This window comes from Pelomonas dachongensis (assembly GCF_043555865.1).
Taxonomy (GTDB): Bacteria; Pseudomonadota; Gammaproteobacteria; order Burkholderiales; family Burkholderiaceae_C; genus Pelomonas; species Pelomonas dachongensis.
The window spans coordinates 143608-157926 of the sequence record NZ_JBIGHY010000006.1 but is presented as its reverse complement, the minus strand read 5'-3'; the positions used below and the strand labels follow the sequence as shown (position 1 = coordinate 157926).

Annotated in this window: 13 protein-coding genes and 1 tRNA gene; 7 read left to right on the top strand and 7 right to left on the bottom strand. The window is 67.7% G+C overall.

All coding sequences use genetic code 11. The annotated features are described in order from the left end of the window. Positions 1 to 54: 54 nt before the first annotated feature. On the bottom strand, positions 55 to 822 hold the full coding sequence (locus ACG02S_RS17150) for a DUF3800 domain-containing protein (RefSeq protein WP_394471695.1): 768 nt from the start codon (positions 820 to 822) through the stop codon (positions 55 to 57). Positions 823 to 1534: 712 nt separating this feature from the next. On the opposite strand from ACG02S_RS17150, the gene ACG02S_RS17145 reads away from it, so the two are divergent. Further along, a complete protein-coding gene (locus ACG02S_RS17145) occupies positions 1535 to 2014 on the top strand; it encodes a tyrosine-type recombinase/integrase (protein WP_394471694.1) in 480 nt (159 codons plus the stop codon). A 51-nt stretch (positions 2015 to 2065) separates the two neighbouring features. Here the strand turns inward: ACG02S_RS17145 and ACG02S_RS17140 are convergent. Continuing rightward, positions 2066 to 2142 (bottom strand) — tRNA-Ile (locus ACG02S_RS17140). Between the two features lie 24 nt (positions 2143 to 2166). After that, positions 2167 to 3174, bottom strand: a complete 1008-nt coding sequence (gene hrcA, locus ACG02S_RS17135; protein WP_394471693.1) for a heat-inducible transcriptional repressor HrcA — start codon at positions 3172 to 3174, stop codon at positions 2167 to 2169. Positions 3175 to 3355: 181 nt separating this feature from the next. On the opposite strand from hrcA, the gene ACG02S_RS17130 reads away from it, so the two are divergent. From ACG02S_RS17130 to ACG02S_RS17105, 6 genes are all read left to right on the top strand, one after another. Continuing rightward, complete coding sequence (locus tag ACG02S_RS17130) at positions 3356 to 4222, top strand: NAD kinase (protein ID WP_394471692.1); 867 nt, start codon at positions 3356 to 3358, stop codon at positions 4220 to 4222. Positions 4223 to 4234: 12 nt separating this feature from the next. Beyond that, complete coding sequence (recN, locus tag ACG02S_RS17125; protein ID WP_394471691.1) at positions 4235 to 5920, top strand: DNA repair protein RecN; 1686 nt, start codon at positions 4235 to 4237, stop codon at positions 5918 to 5920. Then, the gene (gene rapZ, locus ACG02S_RS17120) at positions 5917 to 6846 is read left to right on the top strand and encodes an RNase adapter RapZ (protein WP_394471690.1); all 930 of its coding nucleotides are present in this window, start codon (positions 5917 to 5919) and stop codon (positions 6844 to 6846) included. Before recN ends, rapZ begins: the two co-directional genes overlap by 4 nt. A gap of 153 nt (positions 6847 to 6999) precedes the next feature. Continuing rightward, positions 7000 to 7392 (top strand): BlaI/MecI/CopY family transcriptional regulator, encoded by a 393-nt coding sequence (locus ACG02S_RS17115; RefSeq protein WP_394471689.1) that lies wholly within the window; start codon positions 7000 to 7002, stop codon positions 7390 to 7392. Then, a complete protein-coding gene (locus tag ACG02S_RS17110) occupies positions 7389 to 9140 on the top strand; it encodes a M56 family metallopeptidase (protein ID WP_394471688.1) in 1752 nt (583 codons plus the stop codon). Before ACG02S_RS17115 ends, ACG02S_RS17110 begins: the two co-directional genes overlap by 4 nt. 8 nt (positions 9141 to 9148) lie before the next feature. After that, the gene (locus ACG02S_RS17105; RefSeq protein ID WP_394471687.1) at positions 9149 to 10279 is read left to right on the top strand and encodes an FAD-dependent oxidoreductase; all 1131 of its coding nucleotides are present in this window, start codon (positions 9149 to 9151) and stop codon (positions 10277 to 10279) included. Here ACG02S_RS17105 and ACG02S_RS17100 read toward each other — a convergent pair. From ACG02S_RS17100 to mutM, 4 genes are all read right to left on the bottom strand, one after another. Then, positions 10276 to 12072, bottom strand: coding sequence for a methyl-accepting chemotaxis protein (locus ACG02S_RS17100; RefSeq protein ID WP_394471686.1), 1797 nt, complete (start codon positions 12070 to 12072; stop codon positions 10276 to 10278). The two genes, ACG02S_RS17105 and ACG02S_RS17100, sit on opposite strands and share 4 nt — an antisense overlap. A 77-nt stretch (positions 12073 to 12149) precedes the next feature. Continuing rightward, positions 12150 to 12452 carry a hypothetical protein gene (locus tag ACG02S_RS17095; protein ID WP_394471685.1) on the bottom strand — a complete coding sequence of 101 codons (303 nt, stop codon included), beginning with the start codon at positions 12450 to 12452 and terminating at the stop codon, positions 12150 to 12152. Continuing rightward, a complete protein-coding gene (gene mutY / locus ACG02S_RS17090) occupies positions 12452 to 13480 on the bottom strand; it encodes an A/G-specific adenine glycosylase (RefSeq protein WP_394471684.1) in 1029 nt (342 codons plus the stop codon). Before mutY ends, ACG02S_RS17095 begins: the two co-directional genes overlap by 1 nt. Continuing rightward, the gene (gene mutM / locus ACG02S_RS17085; RefSeq protein WP_394471683.1) at positions 13465 to 14283 is read right to left on the bottom strand and encodes a bifunctional DNA-formamidopyrimidine glycosylase/DNA-(apurinic or apyrimidinic site) lyase; all 819 of its coding nucleotides are present in this window, start codon (positions 14281 to 14283) and stop codon (positions 13465 to 13467) included. The genes mutY and mutM overlap by 16 nt, the downstream gene beginning before the upstream one ends. Positions 14284 to 14319 lie beyond the last annotated feature (36 nt).

The following is a 14319-nucleotide window of genomic DNA, read 5'->3' as shown; positions in this document are numbered from 1 at the left end:
GTCGACAGTTCGTCGACACCAACAACCCGTCGCACGCCGCGCGCCAGACAAGGATTAAGGCGTGGGTGTAGGAGTCGGAAACGGGTACTGTGCTGGAGCAAGCGCAGCTAAGCGCTGCTCCGTCGCGGAACTGACCTGCTTAATAAAGCCATGCTGCACTCCGTTGTAGGCATGAAAGTAGGGCGAGATCATGTTGAAGCCCCGATCATCTCCTGCCTGGAAATACCGGAATATCCAGTATGCGAGCAAGTCTGCAAACTGGATCAATCGAGAGGCTTTGGAATCCAAGAACAACGGCACCTCAGCAAAGTTCCTCAGCTTGCCATTCGCATGTCCCTGATGCTTGAAGAAATGGGATAGCGTCTGCAATTTCTCCTCATACGAAGTCTTGTCAAAAATAACCAGCCCTCGTTGCGGATTCTTCCTGAGGTACATGCCCGCAAGGTACTTGTCGAACTGAGATGCCAAATTCTCAAACGACTTGCTAAGGATTTGATCCTGAGGCACTAGGGCCTTCTCGATGACAGATGCAAAGACGCGAACCTGCAATTGCGGGTTTGCCAACAGAGCAAGCACATCAACCACCGCCTGCACTCGATCAGCAGGAGCCACTCCGTGCCAGACGTCGCGACCAGCGCGCATAACAGCGCCATGGAATTCAATGGCGCTCGGATTTGCCGCATTGAATCTGGCCGCTATTGGATCAATTGCGGACTCCAGCCAATGCGTCTGACGCTCAAAGATACTGAACCCAGCGAGCACAAAAAATTGCGAACTGGGGTCATGAGAGTGGCCCGACTCATCAAGGTACAAGAGGTACATAGAGCGATCACTGCAGCACAAAGAAAAACGGACCGCAACTGCGGTCCGCTCTTATTTGGTAAGCCGGGTGGGACAATCGCCCAACGCACCGTAACAAGGACAGCACTCCCGACTCAAGGTTGGATGATAACAGGTGTTACCACGAAGGTCAAGTCGCGACTGACACCCCTCCGGGGGCGTTCGCCACGTGGCAGGGGTGCAGGCCCTACGCTTCGCTTCAATCCAGCACCCCTACCGTCAGCGTAGATCGCTACGAACCGCGTCGCTCCTTCGCTGAAGGTCGCCGATCGACAGGCCTGCCCGTAGACGCTTCGTATGCGGGCAATCTCAACGTGTTGATCCACACGTAGGCTCGCACGTTCAGCCGCAAGGACAGAGCGCCTAGCTAGAAGCTTCTCGCACTGCTCTGGCGTGAGCTCACCGCTGGAGATTCGCGCGGTCAGAATCGCCATCAACTGCGTGATGCACTCCCTGGCGCATTCAAACGCAATGGCCTCGTCCTGGCTCCACTTTTCCATGCAGCCAATTCTGCCCGGTGTCGCACCAGTCCGGAGGGCCGCGACGGCACCTCCAAGCCTGACCCGAATTTCGCGGACGCGAAAAAGGCTCGCAGCCATCGCAAGCCCATCGTCCGTCCTCGCCTCCCGCTGGGACCGCCGGCTCAATTCCGTCACTGCTGCTTCGGACCAGCGGTCCGCACAAGCTCTTTCAGATGGTCAAGGAACTGGCAGGTCACGCCGTCATGATTGCCAAGGTGTGCTTGACTACGGGCGCTCGGTGGAGCGAGGCCGAGAACCTTCAGGCGCGCCACATCCGAAACGGCCAGATCCAATTCGCGGGCACAAAGTCAGGCAAGGTCCGGGCAATACCTATCAGCTCCAACTTCGAAAAGGAGCTTCGGCAGCACCACGGCACGACAGAGACAGGACAACGCCTGTTTGCCTACGCGTACTCAGCTTTTCGCGAGGCGGTTGAGCGCTCCGGCCTAACGCTTCAAGAGGGCCAGCTTACGCACGCGCTGCGCCACACCTTCGCATCGCACTTCATGATGAACGGCGGGAACATCCTTGTGCTGCAACGCAGCCTCGGTCATGCGAACCTGACCATGACCATGAGGTACGCGCATCTTGCACCCGACCATCTGCAAGAGGTCGTGAAGCTCAACCCGTTGACGGCGTTGACACTTGGTTGACAACCAGGGCGCCGACGAGGCGCAAATATCGTCCTAAGTTGTTGATTTAATTGGTAGGCCGTGTTGGACTTGAACCAACGACCAAAGGATTATGAGTCCTCTGCTCTGACCAACTGAGCTAACGGCCCCCGATGGGAAGGGGCGCATTCTAGTCAGCGTTGGCTCAGCGCTTGCCCCACCATGCGGCTGGTGATGTCGACGATCTGGATCATGCGGTCGTAGGCCATGCGTGTGGGGCCGATGACACCCAGCGTGCCCACCACCTGGCCGTCCACCTCGTAAGGCGCGCTGACGATGGACAGCTCCTCGTAGGGCACGACCTGACTCTCGCCGCCGATGTAGATGCGCACACCCTCCGCGCGGCTGGAATTGTCCAGCAGGCGCATCAGCTGGGTCTTCTGCTCGAACAGGTCGAACAGGCGGCGCAGCGAACCCAGGTCGTGGCTGAAGTCCTGCACGGTCAGCAGGTTGCGCTCGCCGGAGACGATGACCTGCTCGTCCTGCTGCGTCATGGCCTCGGTGCCGACCTGCACCGCCGCGCTCATGAGGCCTGCGATCTCGCCACGCAGCGCATCCACCTCGTGACGCAGGCGCTCGCGCACAGCTTCCAGCGTCAGACCCGCATAGCCGGCGTTCAGGCGGTTGCTGGCCTCGGCCAGTTCGCTCTGGCTCAGGTCCTGCGGCGTGAAGACGACGCGGTTCTGCACGTCGCCGTCGGGAGACACGAGGATGACCAACACCCGCCGCTCGCCCAGCCGCAGGAACTCGATGTGGTGGAACACGCTGGGCTTCTTGGGCGCCGTGACGACGCCCACGAAGCTGGACAGGTTGGACAGCATCTGCGCCGCGCTGGCGATGACGCGCTGGGGCTGGTCGGGCTGCAGCTGCGCGGTCTCCACGCCGATGAGGCCGGGTTGTGCCGTCAGCATCGTGTCGACGAACAGGCGGTAGCCACGCGGCGTTGGGATGCGACCGGCGCTGGTGTGCGGGCTGGCGATGAGACCCAGCTCTTCGAGGTCGGCCATCACGTTGCGGATGGTCGCAGGGCTCAGCTCCAGGCCCGAGGCCTTGGACAGCGTGCGCGAGCCGACGGGCTGCCCGTCCGCGATGTAGCGTTCGACCAGGGTCTTCAACAGGGATTTGGAGCGCTCGTCGAGCATGAAGCGATCTTATGTCTTGCGTGCCAGACCGATCGAGCGTTAGCGAGTAGCTCTGGCACCAACTGGCTAGAACTTGCGTGCCAGACCACCCGAGCGAAGCGAGCAGCCCTGGCTCCAACTGACTGAGAACCACGCCCTTTCATCCACGGAGAGGCCATACCCCTGTGGTGTAATTTGCAGCATGGCCGAGCGCTTCAGACATGTCGCCATCGTGGGCAAGCATCAAGCGCTGGGCATCAGGCCGGTGCTGGAGGAGATTGCCCAATTTTTGTGCACTCACGGCGTCGACGTGTCGCTGGAAGCGGACACGGCGCTGAACACCGGCATGACGGGCTATGACATCGTGTCCCACGACGAACTCGGTAGCCGCTGCGACCTGGCCGTCGTCGTCGGCGGCGACGGCACGATGCTGGGATTCGCGCGCGAGATGGCGCGCCACGGCGTGCCGCTGCTGGGCATCAACCAGGGCCGGCTGGGCTTCATCACCGACATCCCCATCGAGCGCTGGCGCGAGTCGCTCGCGCCCGTGCTGGCCGGCGACTACGAGGTCGAGCCGCGCGCGATGCTGGAAGGTGCCGTTTTGCGCGACGGCGAGTCCATCTACGCGGGCTTGGCGCTGAACGACGTCGTCGTCAGCCGCGGCGGCACGGCGGGGATGGTGGAGCTGAAGATCTCGGTGGACGAGCAGTTCGTCGCCAACATGCGCGCCGACGGCATCATCGTCGCGTCGCCCACCGGCTCCACGGCGTATGCGCTGTCGGCCGGCGGTCCGATCATGCATCCCAGCATCGCCGGCTGGCTGCTGGCCCCGATCGCTCCGCACACACTGTCCAACCGGCCCATCGTGCTGCCGGACAGCGGCGAGGTTCGCATGGAGATCGTCGCCGGGCGCGACGCGTCGGTGAACTTCGACATGCAAAGCCTGGCCAGCCTGCTTCACGGCGACACCATCACCGTGCGGCGAAGCCGGCATCAGGTCCGCTTCCTGCACCCCCAGGGCTGGAGCTACTACGCGACGCTGCGTCGCAAACTCCGCTGGTATCTGTAAGCGCAACTCACCATGCTGCGGCACCTCTCCCTTCGCGACTTCGTCATCGTCCCCACGCTCGAACTGGATTTCGAGTCCGGCTTTGCCGTGCTGACCGGCGAGACCGGCGCGGGCAAGTCCATCCTCATCGACGCGCTGCAACTGGCGCTCGGCGGCCGCGCCGATGCAGGCGTAGTGCGCGAGGGCGCGGCCAAGGCCGAGATCTGCGCCGAATTCGACACGCCGACGCAGTTGCGCCCCTGGCTGGACGAGGCCGGCTTCGACAGCGAAGACACGCTGCTGCTGCGCCGCGTCATCGACGCTTCCGGCAAGAGCCGCGCGTGGATCAACGGCGGTGCCGCCACCGCCACGCAGCTGCGCGAGCTGGCGGACCATCTGCTGGACATCCATGGCCAGCACGCCTGGCAAGGCCTGACCCGCCCGGCCGCCGTGCGCGAGCTGCTGGACGTGTACGCCGGCCTGGACACCGCGCCGCTGGCGCGCGCCCACGCCGCGTGGAAGCAGGCCGCCGAGGCGCTGGACCAGGCCCGCGGCCAGCGGGCCGACGCGCTGCGCGAACGTGAGCGCCTGGCCTGGCAAATCGGCGAGCTGGACGGCCTGGCGCCGGCCGACGATGAATGGGACGAGCTGAATGCCGAGCATGCAAGGCTGTCGCACGGGCAGTCGCTGCTGGACGCCACCAAGGCGGCGTTGGACGCAGTGGACGAGGCCGAGCCCAGCGCGCAATCGCTGACGGCGCAGGCGCTGGACCAGCTGGAGCGCGTGCTGGACCACGACGCCCGCTTGCTGCCCGCTGTGCAGGCGTTACGCGACGTGCAGGCCCAACTGCAGGACGCCAGCCACACGCTGTCTGCCTACTTGCACAAGACCGACCTGGATCCGGCCCGCCTCGCCGAGCTGGACGACCGCGTGTCGGCGTGGATGCAGCTTGCCCGCCGCTACCGCCGCCAGCCTCAGGAGCTGCCCGCACTGCTGGCGCAATGGCGCGCGGAGCTGGCCGCGCTGGACGCCGCCAGCGACCCGGCGCAGCTGGAGGCCGCACTGGCCGCAGCGCGTGCAGCCTTCGACACGCAGGCCCAGGCCGCGACCCGACTGCGCCGCAAGGCAGCACCCGCGCTGGCCGGCGCCGTCACCGCGGCGATGCAGCAGCTGGGCATGGCTGGTGGCCAGTTCGACATCGCACTGACGCCGACCGACGGCCCGCAAAGCTGGGGCGAGGAGTCCGCCGAATTCCTCGTGGCAGGCCACGCCGGCAGCACGCCGAGGCCGCTGGCGAAGGTGGCGTCGGGCGGCGAGCTGTCGCGCATCGCGCTGGCCATCGCCGTGACGACCAGCCAGAACGCCAGCGAATACGCGCCCGGCACATTGATCTTCGACGAGATCGACGTGGGTATCGGCGGTGCGGTGGCGGAGACGGTCGGGCGCCTGATGAAGCAGCTGGGCCGCGAGCGCCAGGTGCTGGCCGTCACCCACTTGCCTCAGGTGGCTGCCTGCGCGGACCGTCATCTGGTCGTCGCCAAGGCGCTGCAAGATGGCAGCACCGTGAGCTCCGTCGCGCCTGTCAACGGCGAAGCCCGCGTGGCCGAGATCGCGCGCATGCTGGGCGGTGAGCGCCTGTCGTCCACCAGCCTCGCGCACGCCCAGGAGATGCTGGCGGCCTCCGCCGCCACCAGCCCCAAGAAGAAGGCCAAGTCATGACCGGCGATCTCCATCCGCAAGGCGACCTGCAAGGCGACGTCGTGCTGCTGACCGGCATGTCCGGTGGCGGCAAGTCCGTCGCCATGCATGCACTGGAGGACGCCGGCTACTTCTGCGTCGACAACCTGCCGGCCGAGCTGCTGCTGGACTTCCTGCGCCTGGAACAGCAGCGCGGCGAGCGGCGTGTCGCCATTGCGGTAGACGTGCGCAGCGCGAGTTCGCTGCCCATGATGCTGCCGCTGCTGAAGGACTTGCGTGCCACCGGCGTGCCAGTGCGCTCCATCTTCCTGGACGCCAGCGACGAGGCGCTGATGCGGCGCTTCTCCGAGACTCGCCGCCCGCATCCACTGCGCGAAGACCGTGACACCAACTTCGGCGGGCTGGGGGCTCCCACGGTCGAGGAAGGCCATCGCCTGCTGCTGGATGCCATCCAGCTGGAGCGCGAGCTGCTGGGCGGGCTGAAGGCCGAGTCCACCGTCATCGACACCAGCCAGTTGCGCCCGGCCCAGTTGCGGGCCTGGGTCAGCGACCTCGTCGGCCCGAACGCCGGCACCAAACTGACGCTGGTGTTCGAGAGCTTCGCGTTCAAGCATGGCGTGCCCAGCGACGCGGACTTCGTGTTCGACGTGCGCGTGCTGCCCAACCCCTACTACGACCGCGAGCTGCGCCCGCTCACCGGTCGCGACGCGCCGGTCGCCGCCTACCTGGCGGCGCAGCCCGAGGTGGGGCTGATGATGGGCCAGATCGCTGGCTTCCTGTCGCGCTGGCTGCCCAACTTCGCGGCCGACCAACGCAGCTACCTGACCGTGGCCATCGGCTGCACGGGCGGCCAGCACCGCTCGGTCTATCTCGTCGAGATGCTGGCCCGGCAGTTCGGCCACCACGGCCACGTTCTAAAGCGCCACCGCGAGCTGGATGCACGCTAGGTCCGCACGCCTCTGCAGGCCGGGCTGACCAGACGCAGCACATTCGCTTGTGCCGGTGTGGCATCGCGGCATGCAACGGTGCTCCAAAGACGGCGCGCGAGTTCAGAATAAAAGTTCTAGACATTGAGTTCTAGAACTCGTATTCTGCTCGCCATGCCACACCCCTCCCCTTCCACCACGCGTCCGACGGCCGCCGAGCTGGACCTGCTGCAGGTGCTGTGGCGCCTGGGCCCCGCCGACGCCAAGGCCGTGCATGAGGCCTTGTTGCCCGAACGGCCCGACGCGACCTATGCCACCGTGCTGCGCCAGCTGCAGGTGATGCACGGCAAGGGGCTGCTGACCCGCGACGAGAGCCAGCGCCCGCAGCGCTACGCGCCTGTGCAGACGCAGGACAAGCTGCAGCAGTCCCTCGTCAAGGACTTCATCGCCAAGGCTTTTGCCGGCTCCGGCAAGGCGCTGGTGCTGGCCGCCCTGAAGAGCCACGTCAGCGCCAAGGAGCGCGCCGAGATCCGCCAGTTGCTGGCCAAGAACGGAGAGCAGGGATGAACCTGGACATCGCCATGAATGCCTGGGGCCTGGCTCTGTTGAACTTCGTCTGGCAGGGCGTGGTGGTCGGGCTCGCCGTCGCGCTGCTGCTGGCGCTGCTGGCGCTGCTGCGTGGTGCGCCTGCGCGCTGGCGCTACGCCGTCTGTGCCGCGGGCCTGCTGGCCTGCCTGGGCCTGCCGCTGGCGCAATGCCTGGACCTGGCGCCCGCCGAGGTGGAGTTCGCCGCAGAGTTGCCACCGCTGCTGGCGCAGATGCCGGCGCTGGTCAGCGCCTGGGCGCTCGGCACGGTGCTGATGCTGGCGCGGCTGGCACTGGGCCTGGCCTGGGTGGGGCGCGCGCGGCGCCGCTCCGCGCCAGCGCCGGCCGAGTGGCAGGCGCGGCTGGACGCCCTCGCCCGCCGGCTGGGCCTGCGTCGCCCCGTCGGCCTGCGACTGCTGGATGGCCTGGACGGCCCCATCGCCCTGGGCACCCTGAAACCCTGCGTGCTGCTGCCCGCCGCGTTGCTGAGCCGGCTGCCGGTGGAACTGCTGGAGGCCTTGCTGGCTCATGAGCTGGCCCACGTGCGTCGCTGGGACTACGCGGCCAACCTGCTGCAGAGCGCCGTGGAAGCCTTGCTTTTCTTCCACCCGGTGGTGTGGTGGCTGTCGGCGCGGCTGCGCGCCGAGCGCGAGCTGGTGGCCGACGAGATCGCGGCGGAGCTGCCCGGCAACGCGCGTCGCCTGGCCCAGGCGCTGCATGCGCTGGCCGAGCTCGACGCGCCGCAATCCACGCCCGGCCGCGTGTCCGGGGTCGCACTGGCCGCGCGCGGCGGCAACCTGCTGCACCGTGTCGAGCGGCTGCTGGCGCCGCGCCCCCAGGCCACCGGCTGGAAGCTGGCGCTGCCAGCGCTGCTGATCGCTGCCACCAGCTTCGTCGTGCAGGCGAAAAGCACGCCAGCGCCCGTCGACGCCCCCGGCGTCGCGGCACCCGCCGCGCAGCCAGCCAAGGTGCTGCCCGCCCAGCAGCTGCGCCTGCCCGTCAATGCCAAGCATGTGGCCGTCATCGACGACGCCACCGGCGAGGTGCTGATGGCACGTGACGCCGATGCCGTCGTGCCCATCGCATCGCTGACCAAGCTGCTGACTGCGATGGTCGTGCTGGACGCCAAGCTGGACCCGACCGAGAAGCTGCGCATCACCGGCGACGATGTCGACACGCTCAAGCACAGCCGCTCGCGCGTGCGTGTCGGTACGCAGATGACACGCCAGGATGCGCTGGAGATGGCGCTGCTGGTGTCCGAGAACCGCGCGGCCTCGGCGCTGGCGCGCAACTTCCCCGGTGGCGAGGCGGGCTTCCTGAAGTCCGTCAACGCCAAGCTGCGCGCACTGGGTCTGAAGCGCACGCGCATCGCCGAGGCGACCGGCCTGTCGCCCGACAACATCTCCACGGCCAACGAGATGGCCGTCATCACGGCCGCCGCGGCGCGTTACCGCGAGATCGAGCGCATCACCAGCGTCAAAAAGTCCAGCGCCACGCTGGACGGTCGCGCCCGCGAGCTGCGCAACACCAACCGGCTGGTGGGCACCAAGGGCTGGAACATCCGCGTCTCCAAGACCGGCTACACCGAGGAGGCCGGGCGCTGCCTGGCGATGCGCATGCTCAACGGCAAGCGCCCCATCACCGTCGTGCTGCTGGACGCCGACGGTTCGGCCCAGCGCCTTCGCGACGCGGCGCTCATCCGCAAGTCGCTGGCACGCCCGAAACCCTGAGGTCCCTCATGCAACGACGTCATCTGCTCGCGGCAGGCGCCGCGGGTCTCGCCCTGCCCGCTTCAGCGCTGGAGTTCGCAGCACCGCGCCCGCCGGTCGCGATGCGGTTGAGCCCGGACCGCATCATCGACATCACCGTGGGCATCCGCCCGTTCCGCGCGCAAGGGCCTCGCCTGCAAATCCAGCGCCTGCACGGCAAGACGGTTGTCCACCACTACGGCCACGGCGGCAGCGGCTGGTCGCTGTCGTGGGGCTCGGCGCAACGTGCGCTGGCACTGGTGCAGGCCGCCGGGCTGAAGCCGGGCCAGCGGCTGGCCGTGGTGGGCGCGGGCGCCATCGGCCTCACCACCGCACGCTGGGCCCAGCAGGCGGGGTACCCGGTGCGGCTGTATGGCAAGGACCGGGCGCCCCGCGTGCATTCGTCGGCCGCCACGGGGTTGTGGACGCCGGAGTCGCGCATCGTCACGTCCGCACATGCCAGCCCCGAGTGGATGTCCGACTGGGAAGCCATGGCCCGCGACGCGTTCCAGGTGCACCAGAGCTACCTGGGCCTGTCCTCGGGGCCGGTGCAATGGCATGACGGCTACGTCGTGGGCGATGTCGGCTTCGATCAGCCGGTGCCCAATCCCTACGCGGGCGAGCCCGACTACCCCGACCTGGCCCCGCACGTGGCCGACCTGCGGCCGCAAGGACTGGCCCTGGCAGCGGGCGAGCATCCGTTCGGCCTGCGGCATGCGCGCCGCTTCACGCAACTGGTGTTCAACATACCGGCTTACCAGCGGCTGCTGTGGGAGGACTTCATGCGCGACGGCGGCCGGTGGCAGCCGCACGAGCTGCGCTCGACACGTGACTTTGCCCGCCTGCCAGAAACCGTCGTCGTCAACTGCACGGGCGACGGCGCGCGCATGCTGCTGGGCGACGCCAGCATGACGCCGGTGCGCGGCCAGACGGCCCGGCTGATCCCGCAGCCCGAAGTGGACTACGCACTGATCTACCGGGGCCAGGGCATCGTCGCGCTGCCGCGTCGCGACGGCCTGCTGGTCGCCACCATGGCACCGGGCGACTTCGGCAGCAGCGACCTGCGCCCGGATCGCACCCAGTCCGAGGACGCCGTGCGGCGCTTGGCCCACTTGTTCTAGAAGGTCTCCCAGTCGCCTTCGGCCGCGCTGGGGGCGGGTGGCGCGGGCCTGGGTGCCGGGGCGGCAGCAACGGGCGCCGCTGCAGCAGTCTTGGGCACCGGCTTCGTGGCCGGTTTCATGGCCGGTTTTGAGGTCGGCGTTGCGGCAGGCTTGTGCGCTGGAGGCTTTGGCCCGGCCACGGGTGGACGCGGCGCCGGCCGCGGTGCGCTGCGCACCGCAGCGGCTGCATTGCCATCCACGCGGAACGCCGCGACCGCCTCGGTGAGCTTGCTGGTCTGCTGGCGCATGCTTTCCGCAGCAGCCGCCGTCTGCTCCACAAGCGCTGCGTTCTGCTGCGTGGCCTGGTCCAGCTGGCTGACGGCGGCGTTGATCTGGCCCACGCCTTCGCTCTGCTCACGGCTGGACACGGTGATCTCACCCACCAGGTCGGTCACCTTGCGCACCTCGTTGACCATCTGCACGATGGTGTCGCGCGCCGACAGCACCTGCGCGCTGCCGCTCTCCACCTTGGTGACGCTGTCGCCGATCAGGCTCTTGATCTCCTTGGCCGCCTCGGCACTGCGCTGCGCCAGCAGGCGCACCTCGCCGGCCACCACCGCGAAGCCACGGCCCTGCTCGCCGGCGCGCGCCGCCTCGACCGCGGCGTTCAGCGCCAGGATGTTGGTCTGGAATGCGATGCCGTCGATGGTGCCGATGATGTCGGAGATCTTGCGGCTGGACGCCGAAATCGCGTCCATGGTGGCGACCACCTCGCCCACCGCTTCGCCACCGGTCTTGGCCGTCTCCGACGCGTGATTGGCCAGTTGGTCGGCCTGGCGCGCGTTGTCGGCATTGGCCTTGATCTGCGCGGCCATCTGCTCGACCGACGCGGCCGTCTCCTCCAGGCTGGACGCCTGGCTTTCGGTGCGAGCCGACAGGTCGGCGTTGCCCTGTGCGATCTCGGCCGCGGCCACGCCGAGTTGGTCGCAGCCGGCGCGCACGCCGGACACCATGCGCGCGAGGTTCTGCGTCATCTCGTCGAGCTTGCCGAGCAGCAACCCGAGTTCGTCGCGCGAGTGGCTGTGCAGGCGCTGCGTCAAGTCACCGCCCGCCACCGCCGTCACAGCCGCCGACGCCTGCACCAGCGGGCGCGTTATCGAGCGCGTGATGGCGATCGCAGCCACAATGCCCAGGGCCAGGGCCACGGCCGAGGCCACGGCAAAACTGAGCAGCACGCGCTGGTAGGCCGCCCCGCCGGCCCGGGTCTCTTCATTGGCCACTTCTTCGTTGTAGGCCCACCATTTCTGGATTTCATCCCGAACGCCGCGGTAGGCATCGCGCGCAGGCCCAAAGGTCAGGGCCTTGGCCGCCGTTCCCTGGGCCGGGTCGGCGGCACTCTCCTCGGAGGCCTTCAGCACCTTGGCGCCGACTTCGAAGTAGGCGCGGCCGCCGTCGGTCACCCGCTTGAGGAAAGCGCGGTCGTTGTCGTCCGACACCAGGACCTCGTACTTCTTGACGGCCTCCTCGAAGTCCTGCCGCGCCTTGCCCACGCGTTCGGACAGCGACTTCTTTTCCTTGTCGTCTTCCGTCAGCAGGTGCTGCTGCTCCAGGCGCCGCGCGTCCGAAATCGTGCTGTCGACATTGCGCACGATGCGCAGCGACGGCACGATGTCGCTGCCGTAATACTCGACGTGTTTGTTGATCGACTTCGCCAGCATCGCGCCGACACCGGCCATCGCGAGCAGCAACGCCAGCAGCAGCGCAAAGGCCAGGCCGAGACGGGCCCCGACGCGCAGGTTCTTTAGGAAATTCAAGGCAGTCTCCTCACGTTATTGCCGGAGACTGTGCCTCTTTCAAAAGACTCAGGCAATGCGGAGAAGGCACGTGTTCGTCAGCTTGATGAAGCCTCCGAATCGCCCAGCAACAACGCCAGCAGAACGGCGCTGCCCAGCGGCATCAGCAGCACGATGGCGACGAACCAGGGCCAGAACGAGCGACCGGTGCGTTGCACCAGCTGCATCATGAAAACGCAATGCATGGTGCCGGCCACCATCAGCCCCAGGCTCAGCAGCACGACCTTTTCCGCGGGCGGCTCGCCTGCTTGTGTGCCGGCGATGAGTTGCCACAGGCACAGCCCGGCAACCAGCAGCGCGATCACCGCGTACTCCAGGCCGTTCTTGACTTCCGCTCTCATCAGTTCACCCCGATCAGTTTCTTCAGCGGCGCCGGCAGCGCGTAGGCCGCCAGTTTCTCGCGCGCCACCCAGGTGCCACCAGGCGCAGCCTTCAGTTCGCCCGAGGTACGCAAGGTGTGCAGCACCCAGTCGAAGTGCGTCAACGCATGCTCGATGCGCGGCAGCACCTCGGGCAGGGCGCCCGACAGGGCCGCCCTGGCGCTGGCCTCGTCTTCAAACATGGGCAGCGTCCACAGGCCGGCCCACACACCCGTTGCCGGGCGCTGCTGCAGCAAGACCTGTCCCCCACCTTCACCGTCTCTTTCCATCCACAGCCACCAGTTCTCGCGGCGACCGCGCTTGAGCTTCTTCGTCTTGACGGGGTAGCGCGTCGGGTCGCCCGCATGCTGGCCGCGGCACAGCGGCTGAACGGGGCAGATCAGGCAGTCCGGCGACCGCGCAGTGCAGACGGTGGCGCCCAGGTCCATCAGGCCCTGCGTGTAGCGGTCCACGTCCTGCTGCGGCAGCAGCTCGGTGGCGCGGTCCCACAGCCGCTTCTCGGCCGCGCTGCTGGACAGGTCGCCGTCAAAAGCCAGCACGCGGGACAGCACGCGCTTCACGTTGCCGTCCAGGATGGCCACGTGCTCGCCGAAGCAGAACGCCGCGATGGCGGCTGCCGTCGAGCGGCCGATGCCCGGCAGCGTCTGCAGCTGCGCGGCGCTGCGCGGGAACTCGCCGCCATGCAGTTGCGCCACCGCTTGCGCGCAGGCGTGCAGGTTGCGCGCGCGGCTGTAGTAGCCCAGGCCCGCCCACTGGGCCAGCACCTCGTCCAGCGTCGCGGCGGCCAGGTCGGTCACTTGCGGCCAGCGCGCGAGGAAGCGTTCGTAGTAGCCCAGCACGGTCGTCACCTGCGTCTGCTGCAGCATGATCTCCGACAGCCACACGCGGTAGGGGTCGCGCGTGTTCTGCCACGGCAGCGTGTGGCGGCCGTGGCGCTTCTGCCAGGCGACGACGATCTTGCCGAAGTCTTCCATCAACGCCTCTGGCATGAAGGGCAGAAGAACGTCGACCGCTGGCCTTGCACGATGCGCCGGATGGCCGTGCCGCAGCGCCGGCAGGGTTCGCCCTCGCGGCCGTAGACCTGCGCCTGCATCTGGAAGCTACCAGCCACGCCATGCGCGTCGCGGAAGTCGCGCAGCGTCGTGCCGCCAGCCTCCAGCGCCTGGCCCAGCACCGTGCGCACGGCCAGCGCCAGCCTGTCCGCGCGGGGGCGGCTGAGCTTGCCCGCGGGCAGGCGCGGGTCGATGCCTGCCATGAACAGCGCCTCGCAGGCGTAGATATTGCCGGCGCCCACGACGATGTCGCCCGCCAGCAGCGCCTGCTTGATGGCGACGCGCCGGCCGCTGAGTGCCGCATGCAGATGCAGTCCGTCGAAGCGGTCGTCAAAGGGCTCCAGACCCAGGCTGGCCAGCAGCGTCGCCACAGGGTCGGCATCCAGCGCCGCGCCCCACACCACGGCGCCAAAGCGGCGCGGGTCGGTCAGCCGCAGCAGGCCGCGGTCGGTGTGCAGGTCGAAATGGTCATGCGGCCCGGCGGCGGGCGTCGCGTCGAGGAACGCCAGGGAGCCGGACATGCCCAGGTGCATCAGCAGCCCGCCGCGCTCCTGCAGCGGCAGCCACAAATATTTACCGCGCCTTTGCACGTCGCCCACGCGGCTGCCGAGCAGCGTTTCGGGGTCCACGCCGATGGGCCAGCGCAGCGGTTTCCCCAGGCGCAGGCCCGTCACGCGAGCCCCGTGGATGGCCGTCGCAAAGCTGCGGCGGGTGACTTCGACTTCGGGTAACTCGGGCATGGGACGGAAATCATAATCAGCGCTCGCTCCCGGAGT

What these genes read in the sequence shown, in the direction of transcription:
- ACG02S_RS17150 (WP_394471695.1), bottom strand. Translation starts at nt 822, where the DNA reads ATGTACCTCTTGTACCTTGATGAGTCGGGCCACTCTCATGACCCCAGT.
- ACG02S_RS17145 (WP_394471694.1), top strand. Translation starts at nt 1,535, where the DNA reads ATGGTCAAGGAACTGGCAGGTCACGCCGTCATGATTGCCAAGGTGTGC.
- hrcA (WP_394471693.1), bottom strand. Translation starts at nt 3,174, where the DNA reads ATGCTCGACGAGCGCTCCAAATCCCTGTTGAAGACCCTGGTCGAACGC.
- ACG02S_RS17130 (WP_394471692.1), top strand. Translation starts at nt 3,356, where the DNA reads ATGGCCGAGCGCTTCAGACATGTCGCCATCGTGGGCAAGCATCAAGCG.
- recN (WP_394471691.1), top strand. Translation starts at nt 4,235, where the DNA reads ATGCTGCGGCACCTCTCCCTTCGCGACTTCGTCATCGTCCCCACGCTC.
- rapZ (WP_394471690.1), top strand. Translation starts at nt 5,917, where the DNA reads ATGACCGGCGATCTCCATCCGCAAGGCGACCTGCAAGGCGACGTCGTG.
- ACG02S_RS17115 (WP_394471689.1), top strand. Translation starts at nt 7,000, where the DNA reads ATGCCACACCCCTCCCCTTCCACCACGCGTCCGACGGCCGCCGAGCTG.
- ACG02S_RS17110 (WP_394471688.1), top strand. Translation starts at nt 7,389, where the DNA reads ATGAACCTGGACATCGCCATGAATGCCTGGGGCCTGGCTCTGTTGAAC.
- ACG02S_RS17105 (WP_394471687.1), top strand. Translation starts at nt 9,149, where the DNA reads ATGCAACGACGTCATCTGCTCGCGGCAGGCGCCGCGGGTCTCGCCCTG.
- ACG02S_RS17095 (WP_394471685.1), bottom strand. Translation starts at nt 12,452, where the DNA reads ATGAGAGCGGAAGTCAAGAACGGCCTGGAGTACGCGGTGATCGCGCTG.
- mutY (WP_394471684.1), bottom strand. Translation starts at nt 13,480, where the DNA reads ATGCCAGAGGCGTTGATGGAAGACTTCGGCAAGATCGTCGTCGCCTGG.
- mutM (WP_394471683.1), bottom strand. Translation starts at nt 14,283, where the DNA reads ATGCCCGAGTTACCCGAAGTCGAAGTCACCCGCCGCAGCTTTGCGACG.